Consider the following 9,670-nt stretch of genomic DNA (forward strand, 5'->3'; position numbering starts at 1 on the left):
AAAAGATCCGAAAGCAGGGAAGAAACGATGGAAAAAGCCGAAATCGGTCTGATCGGCCTTGGCACGATGGGCTCCAACCTGGCGCTCAACATCGCCGAGAAGGGGCACCGTATAGCCGTTTTCAACCGCACCGCGGCACGCACCGACGCCTTCGTCGAGAATGCCGGGGCGCTGAAGAACATGGTGGTGCCCTGCTACAGCCTGGAGGAACTCGCCGCCGCCATCCGGCCGCCACGGCCGATCATCATCATGGTGCTGGCCGGCAAGCCGGTCGACGAGCAGATCGCGGCACTGCGCGGCGCGCTGTCGGCCAACGACATCGTCATCGATGCCGGCAATGCCAATTTCCGCGACACGATGCGGCGCTTCTCCGAGCTTTCCGATTCGGGTCGCACCTTCATCGGCATGGGCGTGTCCGGCGGCGAGGAGGGCGCGCGCCATGGACCGTCGATCATGGTCGGCGGCACCGAAGAGTCCTGGAAACGCGTCGAAAAGGTGCTGACCGCCATTTCGGCCAAGTTCAGGGATGAACCCTGTGCGGCATGGCTTGGCACCGATGGCGCGGGGCACTTCGTCAAGACCATCCATAACGGCATCGAATATGCCGACATGCAGATGATCGCCGAGATCTACGGCATTTTGCGCGACGGCTTAAGCATGGGGCCGAAGGAGATCGCACAGGTGTTTGCCGGCTGGAACAAGGGCCGGCTCAACTCCTACCTGATCGAGATCACCGCCAAGGTGCTGGACGCCGACGATCCGAAGACAGGCAAGCCGGTGGTCGATATCATCCTCGACCGCGCCGGCCAGAAGGGCACCGGCAAATGGTCGGTGATCGAGGCGCAGCAGCTCGGCATTCCGGCCACCGCGATCGAGGCCGCGGTGGCGGCGCGCGTGCTGTCGTCGATCAAGGACGAGCGGCTGGCCGCCGAAAACGCCTATGGCAAAGGCGGCGTGACCACCATTTCCGGAGACAAGGACGCGCTTCTTGGCGATCTCGAACTGGCGCTGTTCGCCGGCAAGATATCAGCCTACGCGCAAGGCTTTGCGGTGATGAGCGGCGCATCGAAGGAATTCAACTGGAACCTGCCGATGCCGACCATCGCCAAGATCTGGCGGGCAGGCTGCATCATCCGCTCGCAATTGCTGGACACCATGGCGGAAGCCTTCGGCACCGGCGGGGCGGCCACCAATCTTTTGATGGCACCGGCCTTCATCGCGATGATGCAGGAGGCGCATCCGTCGCTGCGGCGCATCGTGGCAAGGGCGTCGGAAGCCGGCTCGCCGGTGCCGGCGCTGTCGTCGGCGCTTGCCTATTTCGACAGCTATCGCCAGGGCCGCGGCACCTCGAACCTGATCCAGGCGCAACGCGATTTCTTCGGCGCGCACGGCTTCGAGCGTATCGACGGGCCGGGCGCTTTCCATGGCCCTTGGGGGAGCGGAGCGGCAGGTTAGCGCCTGATATCGGCCCCTAAAGTCAGCTTTGCCACCGCCTGAAAGCCGACATTGTCAGCGGCCACGGTGGAAATCGTGGTTGCGCCATATGGAGCAGCAGGCCAGGTTGATGCCAGCGCAACGGCGCCCGCGCCGCGGCGATCGAGGATTTGCATTCGGGGCAAGCGGACGCGATACCTGAACAGCATGCGCCGCTCTTGTAGATACCGCGCCGTGATGAAAGCGCCGGGGTGGCGCCTCGTCGCCGTCCAAACATTCGCGCGACCCAGCGAAATGTCGCTTCAATCGAGGCTGGCCGGCGACGAGAACGGCCGATTGGCATCCACCACGAAGATGGCCAACTGATCGAGATCGGTTGTTCCGGCGTTGAACACTTCCATAGGAGTATCGGCGCCATGCCCGACCATGGTCGTTTCGGCTTCGGCATAAGCCACGCCGTGGGGCGTCCTCTGGCCGAGCTTGCCGGCCAGGACATAGAAGGCCTCCGGTCCCGGATGTGAATGGATCGACGACTTGGCGCCGGGCGCGCCCCCGGCACGGTTGATGCGCAGCAAGTATTCGCTCGCGCTGACCGATGGGAGGGGACCAATCTCAGTTACCTTGGTTCCGCCGGCAGTGGCGCCGTCCTTCGGCCCAAGCGTGAACAGCCAGACCTTGCCTGCGACCTCCGCCGCAAGCGAGGTGGAGCCCGCAGCGCCCTGGGCCTGGGCCAGGGTGGGGAAATTCTCCAACCGCCAGAACAATGGTCCGGGTGGCAGTTCCTTCACCTTTTTCTCGACCACCGGCTCGACGACCAATTTGGCATCCGCGGCCATCGGCGCTGAGGGAATGAGCCCGAGAGCACACAGTGAGAACACAAGTATGCCGATACGACGTGCGTTGACTGATCGCGGCTTCATGGGTGGGTCTTCCTCTCGATGCAACGAGTTTGTGGTTGGGCGGCTGTTCGGGACAATGCCGAAGACGTTGCCATGAGGGTGAGCCGAAGGGCTTGTCGAGTAACGAATGCCGTACGATCTTTTGCCGAAGAAACGACGATCGGGCGACAGTCCAGGCGCCGAAAACTATGGTAAGAAGCGAGGCAGGCAAGACAGCGACATTGAGATAGCCGATGAACACCCCGGCGCCGACCAGGCTCCTTATCAATGGGGTAGTTGCGGACCTGAGCAACGAAACGCTGAGCGACGGGCCGGGCAATCCGATTGATCTCAGGCCGCAGGCGTTCGCGGTGCTCCGCTATTTGTCGAACAACCCCAACCGACTCGTCACCAAGGGTGAGCTGATGCAGTCGGTGTGGGCGGGAACGGCAGTCACTGACGACAGCTTGGTGCAATGCATCCACGAGATCCGACGCGCACTGAAGGATGACGGACATGCCATCCTGAAGACCAAGTCGCGGCGCGGCTACGTGCTGGCGCTGCCGGAGGCGAATGCGGCTGCGATGCCCGCCACGAGCCGGACGAGTAATCGCGCGCTCCAGCGACCGCTCGCCGCCTTTGTGGGGTCGCTACTGATTGTGCTTGCTGTCGCCGCTGTTGCAGGGTGGATGCTGCGGCCCCTCTCCCCTGGCGGCAAGCCTTTGGTCGCGGTGCTGCCCTTCGACGTGTTGGGTGAGGAGACGTCCGCACGCCGACTGGGCAACGGCCTGACCGAAGAAATCATCACCGATCTCGCACGTTTCCCGGAATTTCAAGTAATCGCGCACGACTCTACTGAAACATATGCCGGAAGATCGATCGGTTTGGCCGAGATCGCCAAAACGCTCGGGGTCGGTTTCGTGGTCGAAGGCTCAATCCAGCGCCAGGCCGGCCGGCTGCGCATCACTGCGCAGCTCCTCGACGCGGCAACCGGCAAACATCTATGGTCGGACCGCTGGGACCGGCCCGACGAAGATCTGTTCGCTATCCAGACGGAGATCTCCGAGCAGGTCTCCAACCGCCTCGGCGGCGGGCACGGCGTGATCGAGGTTGCAGGCCGGATTGCGGCGCATCGCAAGCCGCCAAGCGACCTTACTGCCTACGAGCTGTACCTGCTCGGCACGGAAAAGCTTGCGAAGATGAATCGCGCCGATGTCGAGGAGGCCATCAAGCTCCTCAAACGCGCCGTCGAATTCGACCCGGGGCTCGCGCGCGCCTGGGTCGAGCTCTATCACGCGTATGGCGTCATGCCCAGTTTCGGCGCCGATTTCGAGGCCAACTTCCGACTGGCCGCCGAGGCTGCCGAACGTGCGGTCATGCTCGACCCGAGCGACGCGGAGGCGCACGCCGTGCTGGGCTTCAGTTTCGGCGACAGGAATGATCTTGCACGTGCCAAGATGGAATTCGACACGGCGCTACGCATGGCGCCGAACCAGTTCGAAATTCTGAGCTTCTACGCTTTCTTGGCATCCAGCTTCGGCGAGCCGCAGCGCGGTGCCGAGATGGCCGATCGGGCAATCCGCCTTAACCCGAACTACCCGATGGCGAGTACGAGGCTTTTTGCTGCTGCCTATTTCATGGCCGGACGCTATGAAGACGCGCTTCGCATGCAGAAGCAAATGGGTCCGGAGAACTACGGTCGACGGATGTGGGTATATCGCCCAGCTGCGCTGGCCGCCTCCGGCCGAACGGCGGAAGCGAAAACCGCGCTTGCGGAAGCACTGAAATGGTTTCCCGATCTTACCATAGAGGGATTTGTTAGCCTTCCTGACACAAATGAAGACGACAGGCGGCGGCTCATCGAGACCATGCGGCTCGCCGGTTTCCCGCCCTGTGCAAAGGCAGAAGCGGTGGCCCGTTTCGAAAAGCCTGTGCACCTGCCAGAATGCGTCGAGCGCTGAGTCAATCTTGAGGCCGTAGGGCGGGAGCGGCAACGTCGAAGTGTCCTTGCGGCCGCGCGTCTCACGACGATGCCCGCGCCCAACGTATATGTCCGCTCTGGACGATTTGCAGACCGAAGCTGCCGGTCTGTTTTCGGCCCCAAGGCTGCCAGTCAGCAGCGCGCATTTTGCAGCCAAGTGGAATCACTCGGCGTCGCAGAAATGCGGCTAAGACAAATAGATGGAGCGGGATGGCTCAATTTGACCGCATCCGCTCTAGTCGGGACGGCGATAGGCCATAACCCCGGTCGGCTTGCTCAGGCTCTGCAAGGAGCCGGGTGCCGCGCCGCCGATCCAGCCCAGCACCGAGCGGGCGAGCTCCGCGCCGGCCAGCCGGAAGTTCTCGTTGACGGCCAGCAATTCCCTGCGGAACAGGTGCAGCAAGTCGGACGACTGCTTGGACACCGCGTCGACGTCCCGGCCGAGCCTGAACCTGGACATTCCTCGACCGCCTTGGTCGTAGCGAAGAAGTGCCAGCGCAGTCCACTGCCGGATTGCCTTCAAGGAGACAACCGGCAGTGGTCTGCGAGTCGGAGAGAAACACTCTCGAAACAAAACCGCCGGATGAGCCATCCGGCGGCCGTATTTTCGTTTATGACAGCTTAAAGCTCGAAATGTCCGCACACGGCGCGTGGCCGAACTATTGCGCCTCGACAGATCCCTTGCGGGCAGCGTCGTCGATCACGTCAGCGACGACCTTTGGCTGAGTCATAAAGACCGCATGGCTTGCCGCGACCTCCGTGATTGTCGCCCCGATGCGCTTCGCCATCGCTTGCAACATACGCTGATCGAAGGCTTTGTCGTCGGTAGCAATCACTGCCCAGCTCGGCTTGCTTCGCCAGGCGGCATGCTCGAGCCTGGTTGCGAAGGCGGACATGTTTATCGGCACCTGAGAATCCCGCATGAAAGCGGCATCCGCGTCCGTCGCGTCGTTGGCGAAGCCAATCTTGAACTTTTCGGGAGAAACGAAGCCGAAGCCGTCCGCGGTGGTTTCGATGACAAATTCAGGCGGGGTCTGGTAACCCTCGTACTGCTGCGCAGTCGTCTCTCCGGCATCCGGCGACAACGCCGATACGTAAACCAGGCCTGTCACGTTTGAATGGGTACCTGCTTCCGTTATCACCGTGCCGCCCCAGGAATGTCCCACAAGGACCGCAGGTCCATCCTGACGGTCAAGAATGCGTTTGGTTGCGGCAACGTCGTCCGCAAGCGAGGTAAGCGGGTTCTGGACGATCGACACACGATAGCCGCGGGCGGTCAGTTCGTCATAGACGCCGCGCCAACCCGATCCATCAGCGAACGCGCCGTGCACCAGCACCACGTTCCGGACGGTCTGGTTGTCGGGAATTATCTCGGCAGAGTGAGTGGCCGTGGCTGCGGCAATTCCTGCGACGGCGACAGTTGCGGCCAGAAGGTTGGTCGTCCTGGAAGTCATGCTGATCTCCTCTTGTTAATCCGATAACAATTATTGCGATATCTTTCTCTACGACTCCGGCCGCGATGTGTCCAGTATAATTTTTATCGCGATATTCTTTTTTGGGATCGGGTAGGCTATATCGGGTCCAAGGAGAGCCACCCATGCCGCCGAAAAGACTCAACAACCCATTGCCGCTCGACGATCAGCTCTGTTACGCGATCTACTCTGCCGGCATGGCGATCCAGAGAGTGTACAAGCCACTGCTGGACGATTTGGGCCTGACCTATCCCCAATACCTCGTACTCAATGTCCTCTGGCGCGAGGACAAGCTGACCGTTGGCGGCATCGCCGAAAGGCTAGCGCTGGAGTCGAGCACTCTGACGCCCTTGCTCAAACGGCTCGAAGCGGCAGGACTTCTGCGCCGGACACGCAATCCCGCGAACGAGAGGCAGGTCGTGGTTGCGCTGACTGATAAGGGACGCGAACTCAGATCTCGTGCAGGTTGCCTTGCTGACGCTCTGCTTTCCTCCTCAGGACAAAGCCCAGCCCATCTCAACCAGATCAACCGTGACGTCAGGGCGCTACGTGACGCGATCTATGAACATACGGGCGTCTGGAGGAGCACGGCCTAAGCCGGCAAGCATGGCGAAAGCCCTCGGCACCGGCGGCGCAACCACCAATCTCCTGATGGCGCCGGCCTTCATCGCGATGATGCAGGAAGCGCGTCGTTACAACTGGTTTGTGGAACCTGACATCGCTTCACAGGGTCCACGGGGGTGCCGTCGAAACGTGCTCAGGCTGATGCTCGCCGAATGATCCTGAACCCGATGTCGATGACGTTTTGCGGCTGATCCTCGCCGCGGAAGCGCGACAATATGGTCTCGGCGGCGGCTGCGCCGAGCGCTTCACGATCGACGCGTATGGTGGTTAGCGCGGGCTCCAACGCGGCGGCGTAGTCCTGGTCTCCGAAGCCGACCACCGCGACGTCGCCGGGGACCGAGAGGCCTTGGGCATGCGCCTCGATCAGAACGCCGTGCGCAAGCAGGTCGGAACTGCAGAACACCACGCCGCCTGAAAAGCCTTCCCGCAGCAGGCGCGAAAGCCCGGCGCGGCCGTTGGCCAGAGTCGCCGGCGCGTCGAAAGCCGCTTTCAGGACGGCATGGCCGCTACTCCGCTCGAAGCGGTCCGAGAACGCCTGCTGGCGCCGGCGCGCCCGCTCGTCGCCGGCCGACACGCAGGCCGCGCGGCGATACCCTGCCTCGACAGCGAATTCGGCCGCCGCACGGCCGGCCTCGACATGCGAGAAGCCGACACAGATGTCGATCGGTGTCGTGCTGATGTCCCAGACCTCGACGACCGGTATGCCGGCCGCCAGCAGCATACGCCGCGCCTGGGCGGAGTGGTGAATGCCCGTGAGCAGCACCGCGTCGGGCCGGCGCGAAAGGTGGGTGGCGATGAACGCCTCCTCGTCGCCGGGGTCGAAACCTGTCTCCGACAACAGGATTTGGTAGCCGCGCGCGCGCATGCGTTCGTTGAACGAGGCGATCATCGAGGCATAGACGATGTTCGAGATGGACGGTACCAACGCCGAAACCAGCATGCTCCTTTGGGAGGCCAGCGCGCCGGCGAGCGCGTTTGGAACGAACCCGGTGACTCGGATCGCCTCGTGGATGCGCCTGAGAGTCTCCCGAGAGACTTTCGACGGTTCCGAAAGCGCGCGTGAGACCGTGACCTGAGAGACGCCGGCCAAACGGCCGACCGTCTGCATGGTCACCGCCCCTGACGGGCGTCTGCGCCTAGCGCGCGTCGAAGTTTCATCCACAACCATGTACGACTTATTTCTTCGGCCGGCCCGAAAGGCAAGTTTCAACCGGCGGCGAGCTTTTCCGCGCGCTGGCGCCAGCCGATGACGACCGAAACTGCGATCGACGCCACGATAAGCAGCCACAGGAAAGCGGCAATCCAGCTCTTGGTGAAGAAGATCATGAGATCGCCGAACGATTCCAGGCTCTTGACGAAATAGATCTCGGCCGAGGGGCCAAGGATGAAGCCGATGATGAACGGCGCGACCTCCAGCCCCAGCTTGACGCCGATCCAGCCTAGCACGCCGAAGAAGAGCAGCGTCCAGACGTCGAACATGATGCCGTAATTGATCGTGTAGGCGCCGATGACGCACATCATCAGGATGACCGGATAGAGGATCGCCTTCGGGATCGCCACCGCCAGCGAGAACCAGCGGATCGCGTAGTACATCATCGCGAACGTGACCAGGTTGGCGAGCAGCATCGCGATGATCATCGAGTTCCACGTTTCCGGATGCTGGCCTATGAACAGGGGCCCGACCTGGATGCCCTGAAGCGCGAAGGCGCCGATCAGAAGGGCAGTGGTCGAATCTCCCGGGATCCCGAGCGACAGCAGAGGCACCAGCGCCCCTCCGGTCAGCGCGTTGTTGCTCGTCTCCGAAGCAATGACGCCCGCCGGTTCGCCCTTGCCGAACGTCTCAGGATGCGACGAACTCGTCTTCGCCGCCGTGTAGGCGAGGATCGACGCTGCCGACCCGCCGATCCCCGGCAGGATTCCGACGAAGGTGCCGATGCCCGACGAGCGGATAAGATTGAGCGTCTGGCCCCGAAATATCGAGCACGAGAACTTCGACCTGCCGCCCGACTCCAGTTCCTTGACCGAAGGCCCCTTCGGCATGCCGATCTCGGCCTCCTCCAGCACCGTCGTCAGCCCGAACAGCGCGATTAGCACCGGCAGCAGCGCGAAGCCGCCGTAGAGGATGTCCTCCATGCCGGGCGGGATCAACCGGAAATGGCCGTTGCCGCCGTCGGTCACGTCATAGACCCCGACGAGGCTGACAAAGATGCCCAGGAAACCCGAGAAGATGCCCAGCAGCATGTCGCTCGACAGCGCGCCCATCACCGTCAGCGCGAACAGGATGATCAGGAACTTTTCGACGTAGGAGAAGCGGATCGCGAAATCGGCCAGCCACGGCGTGAACAGGTAGAGCGCCGCCAGCGAGATCAGGCCGCCAATCAGCGAGCCGATGATCGCGATGCGCATCGCCTGCTCGCCTTTGCCCTGACGGGCCATCTGGAAGCCGTCGAACGTGGTCGCCACTGACGACGGCGTGCCGGGTATGCCGTTGAGGATCGCCGGCACCACCCCGCCCGAGATGCCGCCGACATAGAGACCGATCAGCAGCGCGAGGCCGTTCTCGAGCCCGAGCGAGTAGGTCATCGGCAGGCAGACGGCCACCGCCATCGTCGCCGTCAGGCCGGGAATGACGCCGAATACGATGCCGATCGCCGTTCCGCCGGCGATCAGCAGAACGAACAGAGGCGTGACGAAACCGAACAGTTCCATTGGGTTCTCCCGGTCAGGGCAGCGTCAGGAAGAAGACGTGCGCGAACACCCACCACACCAGCACGGGCGCGGCGACCGCCACCACGCCAAGCACGATGACGGCGGACCTTGTACGCTCCTGCAGGTAGAGCAGCCCGCTGAGCGCCACGAACGGGATGGAGCAGATTAGGAAGCCCATGCCCGTGTTGGGCCAGATGTCACCGACAGGGACCATCAGCAGGAAATAAACCAGCGTCAAAGCGATCGTCCCGAAGAAGCGCAGCTTGTCCATCGCCGCCAAGGTCTGCGACCAGTACCGGCCGGCGCCGGCGATCGCCTGCCGGCGCGTGATGAGAATGGCCATCCCCAGCGCAAGCAGAATGCCGCCGATCAGTGTCGGAAACACCAGGTGCGAGGTCTGGAAATCGATCGTGATGCGCGTGAAATCGCCCATCTGCCGTGTGCTCCTCCATGCGCGAGCAGCGTTGGCGGCGGGGGGGGGGGGGGGGCCCGCGCCAAAAAAACCCCCCCCCCCCCCCCCCCGGGGGGGCGGGGGGGGCGGCCGTTTTTTGTTATGGGTTGTTGTTTTATAG

Annotated in this window: 9 protein-coding genes and 1 pseudogene; 4 read left to right on the top strand and 6 right to left on the bottom strand. The window is 62.8% G+C overall.

Translation table 11 applies throughout. The features are described from left to right. The first annotated feature begins 27 nt into the window (after positions 1-27). On the top strand, positions 28-1,455 hold the full coding sequence (gene gndA, locus AC0L3D_RS30505; protein WP_473646832.1) for an NADP-dependent phosphogluconate dehydrogenase: 1,428 nt from the start codon (positions 28-30) through the stop codon (positions 1,453-1,455). A 281-nt stretch (positions 1,456-1,736) separates the two neighbouring features. Here gndA and AC0L3D_RS30510 read toward each other — a convergent pair whose 3' ends face one another. Then, complete coding sequence (locus AC0L3D_RS30510; protein ID WP_023797387.1) at positions 1,737-2,354, bottom strand: cupin domain-containing protein; 618 nt, start codon at positions 2,352-2,354, stop codon at positions 1,737-1,739. Positions 2,355-2,566: 212 nt separating this feature from the next. On the opposite strand from AC0L3D_RS30510, the gene AC0L3D_RS30515 reads away from it, so the two are divergent. Continuing rightward, a complete protein-coding gene (locus AC0L3D_RS30515; protein WP_473646833.1) occupies positions 2,567-4,273 on the top strand; it encodes a winged helix-turn-helix domain-containing protein in 1,707 nt (568 codons plus the stop codon). Positions 4,274-4,528: 255 nt separating this feature from the next. On the opposite strand, the pseudogene AC0L3D_RS30520 reads toward AC0L3D_RS30515, so the two are convergent. Together AC0L3D_RS30520 and AC0L3D_RS30525 are read right to left on the bottom strand one after the other, a co-directional pair. Continuing rightward, positions 4,529-4,741 (bottom strand): annotated as a pseudogene (locus AC0L3D_RS30520) (LacI family transcriptional regulator); the annotation flags it as partial. 211 nt (positions 4,742-4,952) lie between these two features. After that, on the bottom strand, positions 4,953-5,747 hold the full coding sequence (locus AC0L3D_RS30525) for an alpha/beta fold hydrolase (protein ID WP_473646835.1): 795 nt from the start codon (positions 5,745-5,747) through the stop codon (positions 4,953-4,955). 143 nt (positions 5,748-5,890) lie between these two features. On the opposite strand from AC0L3D_RS30525, the gene AC0L3D_RS30530 reads away from it, so the two are divergent. Together AC0L3D_RS30530 and AC0L3D_RS30535 are read left to right on the top strand one after the other, a co-directional pair. Further along, positions 5,891-6,361, top strand: a complete 471-nt coding sequence (locus AC0L3D_RS30530) for a MarR family winged helix-turn-helix transcriptional regulator (RefSeq protein WP_473646837.1) — start codon at positions 5,891-5,893, stop codon at positions 6,359-6,361. 10 nt (positions 6,362-6,371) lie between these two features. Then, the gene (locus AC0L3D_RS30535; RefSeq protein WP_473646838.1) at positions 6,372-6,545 is read left to right on the top strand and encodes a hypothetical protein; all 174 of its coding nucleotides are present in this window, start codon (positions 6,372-6,374) and stop codon (positions 6,543-6,545) included. Here AC0L3D_RS30535 and AC0L3D_RS30540 read toward each other — a convergent pair. The 3 genes from AC0L3D_RS30540 to AC0L3D_RS30550 all read right to left on the bottom strand — a co-directional run. Continuing rightward, positions 6,523-7,497 (bottom strand): LacI family DNA-binding transcriptional regulator, encoded by a 975-nt coding sequence (locus AC0L3D_RS30540; RefSeq protein ID WP_473646839.1) that lies wholly within the window; start codon positions 7,495-7,497, stop codon positions 6,523-6,525. The genes AC0L3D_RS30535 and AC0L3D_RS30540 overlap by 23 nt on opposite strands. Before the next feature lie 98 nt (positions 7,498-7,595). After that, on the bottom strand, positions 7,596-9,098 hold the full coding sequence (locus tag AC0L3D_RS30545; protein ID WP_473646841.1) for a tripartite tricarboxylate transporter permease: 1,503 nt from the start codon (positions 9,096-9,098) through the stop codon (positions 7,596-7,598). Between the two features lie 13 nt (positions 9,099-9,111). Beyond that, positions 9,112-9,670 (bottom strand): tripartite tricarboxylate transporter TctB family protein (locus tag AC0L3D_RS30550; protein ID WP_473646843.1); only part of this gene is annotated, 559 nt, incomplete at its 5' end.

Source organism: Mesorhizobium sp. WSM4837 (assembly GCF_055811435.1).

Bases quoted from the DNA above. Each gene is read 5' to 3' on its own strand.
- gndA (WP_473646832.1), top strand. From the start codon at position 28: ATGGAAAAAGCCGAAATCGGTCTGATCGGCCTTGGCACGATGGGCTCC.
- AC0L3D_RS30510 (WP_023797387.1), bottom strand. From the start codon at position 2,354: ATGAAGCCGCGATCAGTCAACGCACGTCGTATCGGCATACTTGTGTTC.
- AC0L3D_RS30515 (WP_473646833.1), top strand. From the start codon at position 2,567: ATGAACACCCCGGCGCCGACCAGGCTCCTTATCAATGGGGTAGTTGCG.
- AC0L3D_RS30525 (WP_473646835.1), bottom strand. From the start codon at position 5,747: ATGACTTCCAGGACGACCAACCTTCTGGCCGCAACTGTCGCCGTCGCA.
- AC0L3D_RS30530 (WP_473646837.1), top strand. From the start codon at position 5,891: ATGCCGCCGAAAAGACTCAACAACCCATTGCCGCTCGACGATCAGCTC.
- AC0L3D_RS30535 (WP_473646838.1), top strand. From the start codon at position 6,372: ATGGCGAAAGCCCTCGGCACCGGCGGCGCAACCACCAATCTCCTGATG.
- AC0L3D_RS30540 (WP_473646839.1), bottom strand. From the start codon at position 7,497: ATGCAGACGGTCGGCCGTTTGGCCGGCGTCTCTCAGGTCACGGTCTCA.
- AC0L3D_RS30545 (WP_473646841.1), bottom strand. From the start codon at position 9,098: ATGGAACTGTTCGGTTTCGTCACGCCTCTGTTCGTTCTGCTGATCGCC.